The sequence below is a fragment of the Corynebacterium sp. 5QC2CO genome, from assembly GCF_024580435.1.
GTDB lineage: Bacteria > Actinomycetota > Actinomycetes > Mycobacteriales > Mycobacteriaceae > Corynebacterium > Corynebacterium jeikeium_D.
Genome location: NZ_JANIKI010000002.1, coordinates 177,546 through 193,937 on the forward strand (window position 1 = coordinate 177,546; position 16,392 = coordinate 193,937).

The 16,392-nt window shown below is 58.2% G+C and carries 14 protein-coding genes; all 14 read right to left on the reverse strand.

What is annotated here, in order from left to right; all coding sequences use genetic code 11:
- Positions 1 to 95: 95 nt before the first annotated feature.
- Positions 96 to 2,924 carry a phosphoenolpyruvate carboxylase gene (ppc, locus tag NQ014_RS02755; protein WP_257073615.1) on the reverse strand — a complete coding sequence of 943 codons (2,829 nt, stop codon included), beginning with the start codon at positions 2,922 to 2,924 and terminating at the stop codon, positions 96 to 98.
- Positions 2,925 to 3,126: 202 nt separating this feature from the next.
- Positions 3,127 to 3,915, reverse strand: coding sequence for a triose-phosphate isomerase (gene tpiA / locus NQ014_RS02760; RefSeq protein ID WP_257073617.1), 789 nt, complete (start codon positions 3,913 to 3,915; stop codon positions 3,127 to 3,129).
- Positions 3,916 to 3,984: 69 nt separating this feature from the next.
- Positions 3,985 to 5,196, reverse strand: a complete 1,212-nt coding sequence (gene pgk, locus NQ014_RS02765; RefSeq protein ID WP_257073619.1) for a phosphoglycerate kinase — start codon at positions 5,194 to 5,196, stop codon at positions 3,985 to 3,987.
- Between the two features lie 110 nt (positions 5,197 to 5,306).
- The gene (gene gap / locus NQ014_RS02770; RefSeq protein ID WP_048731894.1) at positions 5,307 to 6,311 is read right to left on the reverse strand and encodes a type I glyceraldehyde-3-phosphate dehydrogenase; all 1,005 of its coding nucleotides are present in this window, start codon (positions 6,309 to 6,311) and stop codon (positions 5,307 to 5,309) included.
- 183 nt (positions 6,312 to 6,494) lie between these two features.
- On the reverse strand, positions 6,495 to 7,493 hold the full coding sequence (gene whiA, locus NQ014_RS02775; RefSeq protein WP_257073620.1) for a DNA-binding protein WhiA: 999 nt from the start codon (positions 7,491 to 7,493) through the stop codon (positions 6,495 to 6,497).
- A gap of 191 nt (positions 7,494 to 7,684) precedes the next feature.
- Entirely contained in the window at positions 7,685 to 8,632 is a 948-nt protein-coding gene (gene yvcK / locus NQ014_RS02780) for a uridine diphosphate-N-acetylglucosamine-binding protein YvcK (RefSeq protein WP_257073621.1), read from the reverse strand.
- Positions 8,633 to 8,655: 23 nt separating this feature from the next.
- Positions 8,656 to 9,546 (reverse strand): RNase adapter RapZ, encoded by an 891-nt coding sequence (gene rapZ / locus NQ014_RS02785; RefSeq protein ID WP_070642960.1) that lies wholly within the window; start codon positions 9,544 to 9,546, stop codon positions 8,656 to 8,658.
- Positions 9,547 to 9,658: 112 nt separating this feature from the next.
- Positions 9,659 to 11,707: an excinuclease ABC subunit UvrC gene (uvrC, locus tag NQ014_RS02790; protein WP_257073623.1), complete on the reverse strand. Its 2,049-nt coding sequence runs from the start codon at positions 11,705 to 11,707 to the stop codon at positions 9,659 to 9,661.
- A gap of 29 nt (positions 11,708 to 11,736) precedes the next feature.
- On the reverse strand, positions 11,737 to 12,231 hold the full coding sequence (locus NQ014_RS02795) for a PH domain-containing protein (protein ID WP_069358696.1): 495 nt from the start codon (positions 12,229 to 12,231) through the stop codon (positions 11,737 to 11,739).
- Between the two features lie 2 nt (positions 12,232 to 12,233).
- Positions 12,234 to 12,716, reverse strand: a complete 483-nt coding sequence (gene ribH / locus NQ014_RS02800) for a 6,7-dimethyl-8-ribityllumazine synthase (protein WP_048731874.1) — start codon at positions 12,714 to 12,716, stop codon at positions 12,234 to 12,236.
- The gene (locus tag NQ014_RS02805) at positions 12,717 to 13,979 is read right to left on the reverse strand and encodes a bifunctional 3,4-dihydroxy-2-butanone-4-phosphate synthase/GTP cyclohydrolase II (RefSeq protein WP_257073625.1); all 1,263 of its coding nucleotides are present in this window, start codon (positions 13,977 to 13,979) and stop codon (positions 12,717 to 12,719) included.
- 11 nt (positions 13,980 to 13,990) lie between these two features.
- Positions 13,991 to 14,578, reverse strand: coding sequence for a riboflavin synthase (locus tag NQ014_RS02810; RefSeq protein ID WP_016422724.1), 588 nt, complete (start codon positions 14,576 to 14,578; stop codon positions 13,991 to 13,993).
- A 69-nt stretch (positions 14,579 to 14,647) separates the two neighbouring features.
- Complete coding sequence (gene ribD, locus NQ014_RS02815; protein ID WP_257073626.1) at positions 14,648 to 15,700, reverse strand: bifunctional diaminohydroxyphosphoribosylaminopyrimidine deaminase/5-amino-6-(5-phosphoribosylamino)uracil reductase RibD; 1,053 nt, start codon at positions 15,698 to 15,700, stop codon at positions 14,648 to 14,650.
- Between the two features lie 16 nt (positions 15,701 to 15,716).
- On the reverse strand, positions 15,717 to 16,385 hold the full coding sequence (rpe, locus tag NQ014_RS02820; protein WP_257073627.1) for a ribulose-phosphate 3-epimerase: 669 nt from the start codon (positions 16,383 to 16,385) through the stop codon (positions 15,717 to 15,719).
- Between the last annotated feature and the right edge of the window lie 7 nt (positions 16,386 to 16,392).

Genomic DNA, 16,392 nt, shown 5'->3' on the forward strand with positions numbered 1-16,392 from the left:
TTCCTTTTGAAACGTCGCTTCTTTAAGAACTCCAACTATACTAGCGCAATTGCTCCGCTGCCTAGGTATCCCTAGCCGTATCCTTAGGCGAATTCCTAGCCGGAGTTGCGCAGTGCAGTTGCCAGACCATTCATGGTCAGCTGGATGCCCCGACGCACCTTGTCGCGATTATCGCCGGCACGGTAGCGACGCAGCATCTCCAGCTGGATGATGTTCAGCGGCATGAGGTACGGGAAGCGCATGTCCACCGAGCGCCTGAGCAGCGGGTTGTCCTCCAGCAGGTGCTTGTACCCGGTTACCTTCAGGAACATCTCCAAAGTCAGGTCGAACTCTGCCTTGATGATGCCGTAGATGCGCTCACCGTCGGCCTTATCTTGGCACAGGCTAGCGTAGGCGCGCGCCAGGTTCAGGTCGGCCTTGGACATGACCTGCGCCATGTTCGACAGCACCGAATTGAAGAATGGCCAAATCTCGTTGAGCTGCCGGAGCTCAGCCAGGCGGGAACCGTCTTCGTCCTCGCCGATCCACTCCTGCAGTGCAGAGCCGACACCAAACCAGCCCGGCACCATAGAACGCTGCTGCGACCAGGACAGTACCCACGGAATTGCGCGCAGGTCAGAAATGGTCTGGGTCTGCTTGCGTGAGGTCGGACGCGAACCAATGTTCAGGCTGCCAATCTCATCGACCGGAGTCGAGGAAGTGAAGAAGTCAATAAAGCCCGGGTCCTCGTGCATGAGCTTCGAGTAGGCCTCGCGAGACAGGTCGGAAATCTCCGACATAATCTCGTGGGCGCGAGCTGGGTTCTTCAGGTCATCGACGTCGAGCAGAGTCGACTCGATAGTTGCCGAAACCAGTGCGGCGAGGTTCCTGCGTGCCGCTGCAGGGTGACCGTACTTGGCAGAGATAATCTCGCCCTGCTCGGTGATACGCACGGACCCCTGGACTGCACCCGACGGCTGCGCCAGGATTGCCTCGTAGGACGGTCCACCACCACGGCCGACAGTACCTCCGCGGCCGTGGAAGAGACGCAGACGGATGTCGTTGTCCTTCGCGGCTGCCACGATGGCGACCTCCGCGTCGTAAAGCGCCCAGTTTGCAGCGAAGTACCCGCCGTCCTTGTTGGAGTCGGAGTAGCCGAGCATGACTTCCTGCAAATCTCCGCGGGCGGAGACGTATGCGCGGTAGACCGGAATGTCCCACACAGCACGCAGCACGTCGGCACCAGCCTGCAGGTCTTCGATGGTTTCAAACAGCGGGATGACGTCAACAGAACCGGTCGGCTGGGAGCCATTCGGGCGAATCAGACCGACTTCCTTGAGCAGAATCATCGGCTCCAGCAGGTCGGAGACCGATGTACACATCGAAATGATGCAGTGCGGTACCGCGTCGCGACCGTACTTGCGCACCGCACGAGATGCCGCACGCATAATACCTAGCTCGCGAGCCGTAGCTTCGGAAAGATCTGCGGAAGTCGAAACCAGCGGACGGGAGGACTGCAGTTCCTTGGTCAGCAGCTCGACCTTATCGGCTTCCTTCAATCCTGCGTAGTTGTCCACCACGCCGGCAGCGGAGAATAGCTCGGTGAGGATTTCCTCGTGCGAGTCCGAATTCTGGCGGATATCAATCGAGTACAGGTGGAAACCAAATACCTCCACTGAATCCATCAGATCGCGCAGGCGGTGATCGGCGATGAGGTCATCGTGGCTGGAACGCAGTGAGTCGTCGATAATCGAGAGCTCTTCAAGTAGCTCCTCGGCGCTGTCATACGGAGTGAATTCCGACCAGTCGCCCTCAATGATGGACTCATCGAAGAAGTTCACCGCTGTTGCCGCCACTCGGCCACGGATGCCGTGAACCGCACGACGGTACGGCTCATCTTCACGGTTTGGTACGTCATTGTGGCCACGGCTGGCCAAGGCGACCAGATCTACGGTGACCTTGGTCAGGCGGTCGCTGAGACTGAGCTCGCGCTCCAGCAGATGCAACTGCGAAAAGTAGTGACGCAGGATCGTACCCGCTGCCCTATCGGAGGCGTAGCGCAGCGTCTCCTCTGTCACGTATGGGTTACCGTCGTGGTCACCGCCGATCCACGAGCCCATGCGAATCGTCGGATTAGCCGGCAGCTTGTTGCCGCCGAGCTGACGCAAGTGCTTGACGACGTCTCGGTTAATCTGTGGCACAGCTTCCAGCAAAGAAAGCTGGTAGTAGCGAAGACCAACCTCGACCTCGTCGCGAATATCCGGGCGGTTCATGCGAATCAGAGCCGTTTGCCACAGCGTCAGGATACGGCGGCGGATATCGGCATCAATCTCAGCGAGTCGGTCTGCGGTACGCGCATTTATCGGGGCCGCCTGAATCTCGTGGCGGCGCCGCATTGCGGCCGTGATGTGCTTCTGCACATCGAACACTGTGCGACGACGAGTTTCCGTTGGGTGTGCGGTCAGAACCGGGACGACCTCTATGTGGTCCATCATGTCCGCAATCGCGCTGCTGGAAACCTTGGCGTCGCGAAGCTTCTGCCATGTTGCCTCTAACGTGGAGTCCTGCGGCGGATCGCCAGCATCGAGAGATGCCTCGATGCCCAGCTCCTCGTGCAAATCCTCAGCGAGGTTAGCCAAAAGTGCGAAGTGGGTGAAAGCACGGATGACCGGGCTTGCCTCGGCCGGATCAATATCGCGGAAGAGGCCGGTGAGCTTCTCGATGTCGCCATCGCCACGATGGAGTTCGAAAGCTGCGCGGCGAGCATTTTCGACCAGGTTAAAGACCTCGTCACCCTCTTGTTCGCGGATTACCTGCCCAAGAATTCGACCCAGGTGGCGAATATCCTCCCAGAGCAAGTCCTGCTGCTTCGCGGTAGCGGTCGATGAGGATTGCTCACTGCTTGCAGTGTGTCGGTCAGTGTCACGATGTACTTGTTCGTTCATTGAGCACGTCCTTTGAAAATTGCCGGGTATTCCAAGTGGAAAGCCTCGGGAAATGTATTGCGCTGAAACCTTGCCAGTCGGTGTGCCTGGGTTGAGTCCGCCTAAAGGCAATAACCCCGAATCGGTTTTATGAGAGTCAATAAAACCAATCCGGGGTCGCGCATGACGCCTATCTTATCAGTTGTTCTGAATTTATATGCAGTTAGGCGTTCTGAGCGGCATCTGCAGCAAGTGCACAGAGCTTCGCGAATGCTTCACCGTCGAGCGAAGCACCACCGACGAGGCCGCCGTCGACGTCGGGCTTGCCAACGATCTCAGCGACGTTCTCGGCCTTGACGGAGCCACCGTAGAGGATGCGCATTTCCTTTGCGATGTCCTCGTCCGCAATTTCAGCGACGGTCTCGCGGATAGCTGCACAGACTTCCTGAGCGTCTGCAGCCGATGCGACCTTACCGGTGCCGATAGCCCAGACCGGCTCGTAAGCGATGACGGTCTTGGCCAGCTCAGCGTTGGTCAGGTTAGCCAGGGAGCCCTTGACCTGAGAGACAACGTACTCGACGTGCTCTTCGGCCTCTCGGACCTCCAGCGGCTCGCCGACACAGACGATTGGGTTCATGCCCTCGCGCAGTGCTGCCTTGGCCTTCTTTGCGACCAGCTCATCGTCTTCTGCGTGCATATCGCGACGCTCGGAGTGACCGACGACGACCCAGGTGCAGCCGAGCTTTGACAACATCGATGCGGAAATCTCGCCGGTGTAAGCCCCGGACTCGTGGACTGAGACATCCTGCGCGCCGTAGGTAACGGCGAGCTTATCGCCCTCAACCAGAGTCTGGACCGAACGCAGGTCGGTAAACGGCGGGATGACAGCGACGTCAACCTTGTCGTAGTACTCCTTCGGCAGAGCGAACGCGAGCTTCTGCACCACACCGATAGCCTCGAGATGGTTCAGGTTCATCTTCCAGTTACCAGCAATAAATGGTGTACGTGCCATAGTGGTGGAATTCACTTCCCTATCAATTAGCGGATTTTTAAGCGATGAAAATCCAGTGGTGGAAAAATCTTAGTCTTCCAGGACGGAGACGCCCGGCAGAGTCTTACCCTCGAGGAACTCCAGCGAAGCGCCACCACCGGTGGAGATGTGGCTGAAACCGTCCTCGTTCAATCCCAGGGTACGTACTGCTGCTGCAGAATCGCCGCCACCGACGACGGAGAAGCAACCGTTGTTAGTGGTGGCATCGATGATGGCCTGTGCAACCTCGCGGGTTCCAGCTGCGAAAGCCTCCATCTCGAACACGCCCATCGGGCCGTTCCAGAACACAGTCTTGGACTCAGCGAGCACCTTGCCGAATGCCTCAGCGGAAGCTGGTCCGATGTCCAGGCCCATCCGGCCTTCCGGAATCTCGGTGGCGTCGACAACCTTGTTGTCAGCGTCTGCAGCGAACTTGTCAGCCACGACTACGTCGGTTGGCAGAACGATCTTGTCGCCGTAGCGGTCCAGCAGATTCTTACAGGTGTCGATCATCTCTTCCTGCAGCAGGGATGCGCCAACGGCGTAGCCCTTGGCAGCCAGGAAGGTGAAGCACATGCCGCCGCCGATGACCAGGCAGTCAACCTTCGGTGCGAGCGCCTCAATAACGCCCAGCTTGTCGGAAACCTTGGAACCGCCGAGCACGACGGTGTACGGCTTCTCCGGGGTCTCTGCAACCTTGCGCAGAACCTCAAGCTCAGCCTGAACAAGGTTGCCGGCGTAGTGCGGCAGCTTCTTAGCGACGTCGAAGACGGAAGCCTGAGCGCGGTGAACAACACCGAAACCGTCGGAAACAAATGCTCCGTCTGGAACGAGTGCGGCCAGCTCGGCTGCAAACTCGGCGCGCTCTGCCTCGTCCTTGGAGGTCTCGCGCGGATCGAAGCGGACGTTCTCCAACAGGAGTACATCGCCCTCGGTCAGACCATTAGCGCGCTCGTGCGCGTCCTCACCGGAGACATCACCGGCGAGCGCGACGTACTGCTCCAGGCGCTCAGACAGCGCCTCAGCGACCGGGGCCAGGGAGAACTCGGACTTAACCTCGCCCTTCGGGCGACCCAGGTGCGCCATAACAACGACCTTGGCGCCGGCCTCGACAAGCGCGGACAGAGTGGGCAGCGAAGCATCGATTCGACCCGGATCGGTGATAACGCCGTCCTTCAACGGAACGTTAAAGTCGGAGCGGACGAGGACGTAACGGCCTTCAATACCTTCGTTGATCAGGTCTTTGACAGTCTTAACAGTCATCTCAATGAAATCCTTGTGAAAGTGTGTAAAAAACGGGCCGTGGGTGGCGTGCCCTACTCAGGCACAACCACCCCGGCCCGTTCGGGGTCTGGGATTAACCAGGTGAGTTATTAGAGGCGCTCACCGACGTAGACAGCCAGGTCGACGAGGCGGTTGGAGTAGCCCCACTCGTTGTCGTACCAGGAGACAACCTTGACCTGATCGCCGATGACCTTGGTCAGCGGTGCGTCGAAGATAGAGGAACGCGGGTCGCCCTCGATGTCCTTGGAAACGATTGGGTCCTCGTTGTAGCCCAGAACACCCTTGAGCTCGCCCTCGGCAGCTTCCTTGATGGCAGCATTGACGGACTCGACGGTGACCTCGCTCTTAGCAGTGAAGGTCAGGTCGGTGACAGAGCCGGTCGGGGTCGGAACACGCAGTGCGTAGCCGTCCAGCAGGCCCTTGAGCTGCGGCAGAACCAGAGCGACTGCCTTTGCAGCGCCGGTGGAGGTCGGAACAATGTTCAGAGCAGCAGCGCGGGCGCGACGCAGGTCCTTGTGCGGAGCGTCGTGCAGACGCTGGTCACCGGTGTATGCGTGGATGGTGGTCATGAGACCGCGTTCGATGCCGAACTTGTCGTCCAGAACCTTAGCCATCGGAGCCAGGCAGTTGGTGGTGCAAGAAGCGTTCGAAATGATGTTGTGCTTCTCCGGGTCGTAGTCAGTGTGGTTGACGCCGACAACGAAGGTTGCGTCTTCGTTCTTAGCCGGAGCGGAGATGATGACCTTCTTGGCGCCAGCCTCGATGTGGGCCTTGGCAGCGTTGGCATCGGTGAAGAAACCGGTGGACTCAATGACGATGTCGACCTCGTGCTTGCCCCACGGCAGGTCCTTCGGGTCGCGCTCAGCGTATGCCGCGATGCGCTTGCCGTTGACGGTGAGGGACTCATCGTCGTAGGTGACCTCTGCGTCAAGCTTGCCCATGATGGAGTCGTACTTGAGCAGGTGAGCCAGGGTCTTGTTATCAGTGAGGTCGTTTACAGCAACGACTTCCAGGTCAGCGCCCGCAGCGAGCAGGGAGCGGAAGAAGTTACGGCCAATGCGACCAAAACCGTTAATACCTACACGAACCGTCACAATAATCTCCTTAATGGATTGGCGAATCGATGCCACTTGTCAGGGCGCTGATTGCGCTCCAACAGGTTCACTACAGAAGTGTACGTTGGGTTTCTCATTCGCGCAGCGGTGCTTTCGCTCAAAAATCCCAAATAAACGGAGATTTATCCAAATTTACGCAGCTGACTAGGTATAGCAGGTGCTTTACTCGTCAACTTCTTTGTCAAAAAGTTCGTCTGTAACGACTGCAGTTGTGGGGGGAATTCCGAGTTCGTTTGCTCTTTTGTCCGCCATGGAGAGCAAACGGCGGATGCGTCCTGCGACGGCGTCCTTGGTCATTGGCGGATTGGCTAGCTGCCCAAGTTCTTCCAATGATGCCTGCTTGTGCTCAATGCGCAGCTGTCCTGCAGATACCAAATGATCTGGTACATCGTCACCGAGAATCTCTAATGCACGCTCCACTCGTGCTGCCGCAATAACAGCCGCACGAGCCGACCGCCGCAGGTTGGCATCGTCGAAGTTTGCCAAACGAGTCGCCGTCGCTCGCACTTCACGACGCATACGCTGTTCTTCCCACTGCAGGCGAGTAGTCTGGGCTCCCATTCGCGTCAGCAGCGCACCGATTGCATCGCCCTCCCGGATGATTACGCGATCGCCACCGCGGGACTTATTTTCCTTGCTCTTAGCCGTAATTCCGATCCTACGAGCACATCCCACCAATGCGAGTGCCGCTTCAGCAGAGGGAGCAGTGACCTCCAAAGCTGAGGAACGCCCCGGCTCAGTCAGCGAACCATGTGCCAAGAAAGCACCCCGCCATGCAGCTTCTTGATCAATCTTCTGTCCCATAATCAGCTTGCGTGGTAGCCCACGTACGGGACGTCCTGCAGAGTCAATCAGGCCGGTTTGCCTAACGACGAGCTCCGCGCCATCGGTTACCCGCACGATGTACTTCGAAGTCTTTCGCAACCCACCGGGAGACAAGACATTGAGGCTGGCTTTGACATCGTAGAGTTCGGCCAGCATGGAGCGCAGGCGGCGTGCGACAGCGCCGGAATCCAACTCAGCCTCCAGCACAATCGAACCTGCCACCAGGTGGAGTCCTCCTGCGAAGCGGAACAGGGTCGCAATCTCCGCTGCCTGAGCGCTTTCCTGCGAAACTGACACGCGGGCTAGTTCGTCTTTGACCTTCGCCGTCAATGCCACGATGCTGTCCATCCTCATTTCATCTGTACGAGCTGGGTTTGGGCCTGGCTAATTTAAGTGAAATTAACCCCATTTGAGCTTTAGCAATAAACCTCAAGGATAGTATCCGGAAGCAATCGAGTGGCAATTAGTTGATTGCCTGCTGCATCCCCGCAGGAGAATGCATAAAAATCCTCGATTGGACGGACGCTTTAGAGGAACTGACGAAGTGCGACAGCTAGCTTCTCCGGCGAATGCCGACCCGTTAGAGCTCCGTGGTCGTCAACTTCTTGCACATCGGCGAAGACAACCTTCGCGTCTAGGCTGTCCGCCGCTCGCTGCAGGTATTCCCGTTCGGTATCCGCGAGCGGCGTGTTGTCGTCGACAAGCACGTAATTGAGCTTCAAGTTAGGTGCGTGCTGCGTGAGCATGTGGATGTGCCGTTCGGAAGAAAAACCGGCGGTCTCCCCCGGCTCGGCGACAAGATTCAATACCACGACGGTTGTGGCCTTGGTTTCTTGCAGAGCGTCCCGCAGCCCGGGCACCTGAAGATGTGGCAGAACCGAAGTGAACCACGAACCCGGACCCAGCGTCACCAAATCAGCATTGAGGATAGCTTCAATAGCCTCCTCGGATGCCGGCGGAGTCTCAGGAATCAGCCGGATTCGGCGCACCTGGCCAGGTGTCGTGGCCACAGCGACCTGGCCACGGACTTGGCGCACGACGCGGGCATCCTGCTCCAGGCCTACGACTTCGGCCTCAATCTCTAGCGGGATTGGCGACATGGGCACGACACGACCCTGGATTTGCAGCAACCGGCCGATTTCGTCAAGGGCGTCGACTTCATTTCCCATCACACTGGTGAGGCCAGCGATGATGAGATTGCCAATCGCATGCCCTGCCAGTGCACCGGTTCCGCCAAAGCGGTGCTGCAGTGTCTTTTCCCACAGATCGCCTTTTTCCGTATCTGCGGAAAGCGCGGCGAGTGCCATGCGAAGATCTCCAGGGGGAATCTGGCCCAGCTCACGACGAAGGCGGCCAGAGGATCCGCCGTCGTCGGCAACTGTGACCACCGCTGTGACATGGTCCGCAACCTGACGGTCAGCTCTCAGCGTGGCAAAGAGACCATGACCGCCACCCAGACTGGTAATTGATGTCAATTTCTACACCTCCACGAAAACCGCTAGTTGCGGTCAATATCGCGGTGGACGACGTTGACGTTGATCCCGGAAACTCCCTCGAGCTTCTTAGCCAGCGCCTCCGACATGGCCACACTTCGGTGATGGCCTCCGGTGCATCCCACAGCGATAGTCATAAAACCCTTGCCCTCACGGCGATACCCGGGCAAAACCAATTCAATCAAGTTTGTGACGTTGTCCAAGAAGCCCTGAGACTCAGGTTGGGACAGCACGTATTCGGCCACTGCTTTGTTGGTACCGCGGCCCGCACGCAGCTCAGGTACCCAATAGGGATTGGGGAGAAAACGGACGTCGAAAAGCATGTCGGCATCGCGCGGTGCACCGTGCTTAAACCCAAAGGACTCGATGGTGATCTGCTGGATTTTGCTAGCGGTATCCGACAGCTGATGCTCTAACTCACGGCGCAAATCGTGCACGCTCATGTCAGAAGTATCCACTACTAAATCCGACATGCCCTTTATTGGCAGCAGCATCTGACGTTCAGCGGCAATACCCTGTGAAAGCGTGCCATTTTCCTGCAGCGGATGGGTGCGACGGACAGAGTCGTAGCGGGCGATGAGGGTGTCGTCATTGGCATCAAAGAAGATGACATAGGGCTGGCGCCCCTCATTGCGGAGTCCGTCGAGCACCTCCCCCAAACTGCCGGCGAACGCGCGCGAGCGCACGTCGGTGACGATAGCGAGGCGCTCTACTGGAGAGTCCGCTTCAAACGACAACTCGACCATGCGCATAATCAACTCCGGGGGCAGGTTGTCTGCGACATACCAGCCCATCTCCTCCAAGACGCTGGCGGCCGTATTGCGTCCGGAACCGGACATGCCGGTAATCAACACAAGTGACTTTTCAGCCTGAGGGGAATAACCCGAAGTAATCATGCCATCACTCTAATACAATTCCGCCCAACCGCTCTCGGTTTTACTAGCGGAAGTAAACCCCCTAGCACTGTTTCAAGTGCGGTTTTAGCCACTTGTTTACTTACTTCTACGCCTACTCTCCCGGACCGACATCCGAGTTTGGCTCTGACGACTTCTCGTCTGGATGGAGGTAATCGTAAACAGTTTTCGCGAGCATCGGCCCGAAACCAGCCACTTCTTCGATCTGCTCGACGCTGGCCTTCTTCAGCGCCGCAACGGAACCAAAGTGCTTGACCAACTCACTGCGGCGTGCTGGCCCCAGCCCCTTAATGCCATCAAGCACCGACGAGCGCATGCGTTTAGATCGCTGCTGACGGTGATAATTAATGGCAAAGCGGTGCGCCTCATCACGAATTCGCTGGATTAGGTACATCGCTTCCGAATTACGCGGCAGAATGAGCGGCTCATCATCGTCGGGAATCCACAGCTCTTCTAAGCGCTTGGCAATTCCCACCAACGTCACATCGGTGACCTCGAGTTCATCGAGGACCGCCTGTGCGGCTGCGACCTGCGGTGCACCGCCGTCGACGATGAACAACTGTGGTGGGTAGGCAAACTTGCGGTTACTCCGCGACTGCTCATCGACGGCATCAGTCGTCTCTTCGACGAACATCTCGCTTGCATCATCGGGCATGGCGAGCTTGTCCTCGTTATGGCGCAGAAAACGACGGCGCACCACCTCAGCGATAGAACCGACGTCGTCCGAGCGACCGTCACCCGCTGCATCTTTGATTCGGTAGCGGCGGTAGTCGGACTTCTTGGGCAATCCATCCTCGAAGACCACCAACGAGGCCACCACATCGGTGCCCTGAATATGCGAGATGTCAGTGCATTCGATACGCAGCGGCGCTTCATCCATAAACAGCGCGTCCTGAAGTTCGGAGAGAGCCTGCGATCGAGTAGTTAAATCTCCACTTCGCTTTAGCTTGTGCTGGCGCAGCGCTTCAGCTGCATTTTTCTGCACGGTCTCCATGAGCGTCCGCTTGTCACCGCGCTGTGGGACGCGAATATCCACATTAGTGCCACGAATATCGGCCAAAAATGCAGTAACCTCGTCAAGATCGTCGGGCGTGGCCTGGACGAGAATTTCGCGTGGCACAACCTGGGCGGCAGTGGTTGATTCATCGCCGTCGACATCCGCGTGCTTGGCGGCGTCGCCATAGAACTGTGTCAGGAACTGCGTTAGCAGCCCACCCAAGCCGGGGTCGGTCTCTCCCTCTCGAAACTCCGTAGTCGCGTATTCGCCGGACTTCTCCACTACCCAGCCGCGCTGACCGTAAATACGTCCCGCCCGAACATGGAAAATCTGCACGGCCGCTTCCAGTTCGTCGGTTGCTAGCGCAATAAAGTCGGCATCAGCGGCGTCGGAAAGCACGACTGACTGCCGCTCCATGACCTTGTCGATGGCAGCGAGGTTGTCGCGCAGACTAGCGGCGCGCTCGAAGTCTAACTCGCCGGCAGCTTCCTCCATTTCCTTCTTTAAGCGCCTCGTGACCGGGCCCGTATTTCCCGACATGAAGCTGGTAAAACCACGGACAATTTCGCGGTGTTCCTCGGCACTGACACGGCCGACACAAGGCGCCGAGCATTTGTCGATATACCCGAGCAAACAGGGCCGCCCCAGGGCTTGCTGCCGGTTGAAGACTCCCTTTGAACAGGTGCGGGCTGGGAAAACTCGTGTAAGCAAGTCGAGCGTTTCTCGGATAGCCCACGCGTGTGAATAGGGGCCGAAATAACGCACGCCCTTCCGGCGTGGCCCTCGGTAGAGGAACAGCCGCGGGTACAGCTCTCCAACGCTGACGGCCAACATCGGATACGACTTATCGTCGCGGTACATCACGTTGAACCGCGGATTAAAGCGTTTGATCCAGGTGTACTCCAACTGCAGCGCTTCGACCTCATTGTGGACGACAGTCCACGTCACCTTCGAAGCGGACTGCACCATCTGACGGGTGCGGGGATGCAGCCGAGTTAAGTCCTGGAAATAGTTAGACAAACGCGCACGAAGATTCTTCGCCTTGCCGACGTAGAGAACGCGCCCGGTTGAATCGAGAAAACGGTACACCCCCGGCTCCGTGGGAATGGTGCCGGGGGCGGGACGGTACTGAGAAGGGTCAGTCACTTACGGTGTCCTTAAAACGTGTCCTTGGGTTAGTCCTCCGGCATGAACTTGTCTTCAAGTTCACGGAACCGGCGGATGTCTTCCACGACGCGGCTGCCGTCGGCTGACTGAATCGCGAGCATCGGCACAAACTCAAAGTCAGGCAGCTCCAAGCGAGCCCAGCGGGACTTCTTTGGAAAACTCAGGCCGTAGATATCGACCCACGGGTAGAACTTCGCATTGAGCAGATTGCGGACTTCCACGCCCCTGGCATTGACGCGAACGCGAGCCCGAGTCAGCAGCAGGATTACCCCGGCGATGATCAAACCAATCATTGGGAAAGCTAGCTGGTCAATAATGGTCACCGAAGCGCCGGTGTTACCAAAGTCCACCACGATACCCATGAAGATATGGATAGCGAAGACCACAACTGCAGCGATAATCGCCCACAGACGCAGCTTTTGCGAGGTGATTTCCAACAGCCATTTGTCTTCGCTACCGGTGTCGACGGCAGTCGAATTGCTGTGGCGTTCGGAGTTGCCCATTCTTACTCAGCTCCACCTTCACGAAGGGACTTCAACACTGCGACGGTATGCAGCGCTGCGGCCATGGCCTCGCGACCTTTATTCTCCGCAGCTCCCTCACCGCCGGCACGATCAATTGCCTGCTGTTCAGTGTTGCAGGTCAACACACCATTGCCAACTGGCGTTTCACAATCCAGTGCGATCCGCGTCAGGCCCTCAGTCACCGAGTCGCAGACATAGTCGAAGTGCGGCGTACCACCGCGGATAACGCACCCCAGCGCCACCACGGCGTCGTGAGTTCGCGCGAGCTGTTGCACCACAACCGGAATTTCCAGAGCACCGACGACAGTCACATCCGTAACTACAGCGCCAACCTCTTCGGCCTGTGCCAGCGCTTCACGACGAAGCTGCCCAGTAATCTCCTCGTTCCAGTGAGAGGTGACCAGACCGACGGTCACACCAGTGGAATCGGGAACGGAAATTTCAGGAAGACCTGCGCCACTCATCTACTGTGCTCCTTCTGTCGAAATGCCGTGGGTCTCCATGTACTCATCCAACCAAGGGAGTTCATGGCCCATGCGCTCGCGCTTTGTCAACAAGTATTTCAAGTTATCCTCGTTGACCTCAACTGGCACCGGTACCCGGCGGCTCATCTCCAGCCCATAACCACCTAGGCCGGCACGCTTGGTCGGATTGTTCGTCAGCAGCGCCATAGTGGTAACCCCAAGATCCTGCAGAATCTGTGCACCAGTGCCGTACTCGCGGGCATCCGACGGCAAGCCGAGTGCGAGATTGGCATCAACGGTGTCAGCGCCTTCATCTTGTAGGTGGTAGGCCTGCAGCTTCGGCATCAGACCAATGCCTCGGCCTTCGTGACCGCGCATGTAGAGGATGACGCCACGCCCCGCTTCGTGAACCATGCGCATGGAGTTGTGCAGCTGCTGACCGCAGTCGCAGCGGCGAGATCCCAGTGCGTCGCCAGTGAGGCATTCGGAGTGCACACGCACGAGGACGTCCTGACCATCGTTAGAAGACACATCCCCCACAACGAGAGCGACATGCTCGACACCGTCGATAAGACTGCGGTACCCAACGGCACGAAACTCGCCGTGGTCGGTCGGCAGCTTGGTTTCGACAACGCGTTCAATCAAGTGCTCGTTGTGGCGACGGTATTCAATCAGCTGCTCAATGGAGATTAGCGCTAAATCGTGCTTGTCGCAGAAGCGACGCAGTTCCTCCGCGCGCGCCATACCGGTCGGGTCTTCCTCGGAGACAACCTCACACAGCACGCCGGCAGGACGAAGCCCTGCCAGGCGGGCGAGATCGACCGCAGCCTCGGTGTGGCCGGCACGGACAAGGACGCCGCCATCGCGAGCTCGCAACGGGACCACGTGTCCTGGTCGGGTGAAATCGTGCGGGCTCGACGTGGGGTCAGCCAGAGTACGAATGGTATTCGCACGATCTGTGGCGGAAATACCGGTCGTACCGGTGTTGGCATCTACGGTCACTGTGTATGCGGTACCGCGGGCATCCTCATTCTCTGACACCATCGGTGGCAGATTCAGACGCTCGCAGTCCTCGGCGGTCAGCGGCGCGCAGATGTAACCAGAGGAATGGCGAACCATAAAGGCAACAAGTTCAGGCGTTGCCTTCTCGGCGGCGAAGATGATGTCGCCCTCGTTCTCACGATCTTCATCGTCGACGACGACCACGGCCTTACCGGCCACGATGTCCGCGATGGCCCGCTCTACAGAATCGAACTTAATCACAGTCTTGTAGCTTATCTTTCCAACATTTTCTCGACGTACTTGGCTAGCACATCGACTTCCAAATTGACCTTGGCGCCTACCGCGGTCGAACCAATAACGGAGTCCGTCAGCGTCGTCGGTATCAGGCTGACCTCAAAGAACCCCTCGCCTACTGCAGAGACGGTCAACGAAGTACCATCCACGGCAATTGAGCCCTTTTCCACGACATACTTGGAGAGATGCTCCGGCAGCGAAATCCGCACTACTTCCCAGCGCTCCCCTGGCGTGCGCGAAATAACCTCGCCGGTGCCATCGACATGTCCCTGCACGATATGGCCGCCGAGGCGTTGACCGACTGCGGTTGCACGTTCTAGGTTGACCTTGGAGCCGACCTCTACCTGGCCGAGGCTCGACCTATCCAGAGTCTCTTGCATGAGATCAGCGGTAAAGAAATCATCGCCAAACTCCACGACGGTCAAACAAACGCCATTGACAGCAATGGAATCACCGTGGTGCACGTCGTCAAGCACGGTGGTCGCGCGAATGGTCAGAGTAATGGAATCGGCTTCGCGGTGGATTTCGCGAATTTCGCCGAGTTCCTCAACAATTCCCGTAAACATAGTGGTCAGGAAAATCCTTTACCGTTTGTTATAAATTGAAAGATTTTTACAAAATTAACTCTAGCCGGTCTACCCGCGATCTTTGCCACTGCGGAGTGCCGTGATCAAAATGTCATCCCCCAGAGTCTCGACCGCGACGGTTCGGAAACGGGAGATGTCAGTGATGGTGGTCTCGTGGTTGGCCGATGTCACTGGCAGACCAGCACCGAGAAACGCCGGGGCAATATAGGACTCGATTGCGTCGACAGCTTCTGCTTCTAAGAAAGCGCTGGCGAGCCGTGGGCCGCCTTCGACCAGGACGTCAATAAGTCCCATATCCGCCATTGTCTCCAGCGCCACTTCCACATCGTGAGTGCGAATGTGGCGGAAGTTATCGCCGCGGATATTCGCATCGGAGGCGACCTCCGAGGTGCCAATCGCGATGCGCAGAGGTTGCGTTGACAGCTCCTCACCGTCTGGTGTGCGCGCGGTCAATCGCGGATTGTCGGCGAGCACTGTTCCCGTTCCGACGACAATCGCTTGCCGACGTGCACGATCGATATGTACCCGTGCCCGCGCTTGCTCCCCCGTAATCCACTGCGAGGTGCGGTCGGTAGCGGCGGCGAAACCATCCAGCGTACCGGCGGTCTTAAGCGTGATGTGCGGGCGACGAGTCCGCTGCCAGTGCAACCATGGACGCAGATAGCCATCCGCCACACGATTGCGTTGGAACTCCTCGACCACGTCGATGCCCTTGTATCGCAACCACTCGCTGCCGCCAGCGGCCACGGGATTAGGATCGGCGACCGCAAATATGACGCGGGAAACACCGGCTGCCGCAAGTGCCTCGGTGCACGGTGGTGTACGGCCGATATGATTGCACGGCTCGAGTGTGACCACTGCAGTGCCGCCCTGAGCTCGTGGCCCCGCCATCTCCAATGCCTGTGGCTCTGCGTGTCGCCCGCCTACAGGCTCAGTTCCGGCCACACCTACCGCAATCCCTGCGGTATCGAGAATGACGCAACCAATCGGTGGATTGGGATAGGTGGTGCCTCGAACCCGCTGCCCGGCTTCTATGGCCAATGCCATAGCTTGGGCGTCAGTCAGCGGCTGTGCGGAGACGAGATCCGGAAACTGTGCCACCGTTTCTCACCGCCGTCTACTTAGTTGCAGCAGCGGTTGCAAATGCGCGCAGCTCATCGACAGCCGCCGCACGATCATCAGCGCCGAAAACGGCCGACCCTGCAACGAAGGCGTCGCAACCAGCGGCGGCAGCGGATTCGATGGTCTTGGCGGAGATACCACCGTCAATCTCAATCAGAGTATCCAGACCTTCGGCATCAATGCGCTCGCGCAGCTTCTCGACCTTGGCCAGCTGATCCGGCATAAAGGACTGGCCCCCGAAACCGGGTTCGACACTCATGACCAGCACCTCGTCGAATTCGGCGAGGTGATCCAGCCACGGCTCAATCGGGGTACCCGGGCGCAGCGAGAACCCGGCCTTAACACCCTGGGAACGAATGCGGCGTGCCAGTGCGATGGCATCGTCGGCGGCTTCCACATGGAAAATAACGGAGCTCGCCCCCGCCTTAATGTAGGTGTCGACCCACTTCTCCGGGTTCTCAATCATGAGATGGACATCCAAGTACTTGTCCGTCACCGCAGCTACGGCCTCCAGCACCGGAGCGCCGAAGGACAGGTTGGGAACGAAGTGGCCATCCATAACGTCGATATGTAGCCAATCTGCATTGGCTACAGCCTCAACCTCGCGGTCGAGGCGAGCGAAGTCAGCAGCGAGAATGGACGGGGCAATAATTGGTGCGCTCATAACCTCT

Bases quoted from the DNA above. Each gene is read 5' to 3' on its own strand.
- ppc (WP_257073615.1), bottom strand. From the start codon at position 2,924: ATGAACGAACAAGTACATCGTGACACTGACCGACACACTGCAAGCAGT.
- tpiA (WP_257073617.1), bottom strand. From the start codon at position 3,915: ATGGCACGTACACCATTTATTGCTGGTAACTGGAAGATGAACCTGAAC.
- pgk (WP_257073619.1), bottom strand. From the start codon at position 5,196: ATGACTGTTAAGACTGTCAAAGACCTGATCAACGAAGGTATTGAAGGC.
- rapZ (WP_070642960.1), bottom strand. From the start codon at position 9,546: ATGATTACTTCGGGTTATTCCCCTCAGGCTGAAAAGTCACTTGTGTTG.
- NQ014_RS02795 (WP_069358696.1), bottom strand. From the start codon at position 12,231: ATGGGCAACTCCGAACGCCACAGCAATTCGACTGCCGTCGACACCGGT.
- ribH (WP_048731874.1), bottom strand. From the start codon at position 12,716: ATGAGTGGCGCAGGTCTTCCTGAAATTTCCGTTCCCGATTCCACTGGT.
- NQ014_RS02810 (WP_016422724.1), bottom strand. From the start codon at position 14,578: ATGTTTACGGGAATTGTTGAGGAACTCGGCGAAATTCGCGAAATCCAC.
- rpe (WP_257073627.1), bottom strand. From the start codon at position 16,385: ATGAGCGCACCAATTATTGCCCCGTCCATTCTCGCTGCTGACTTCGCT.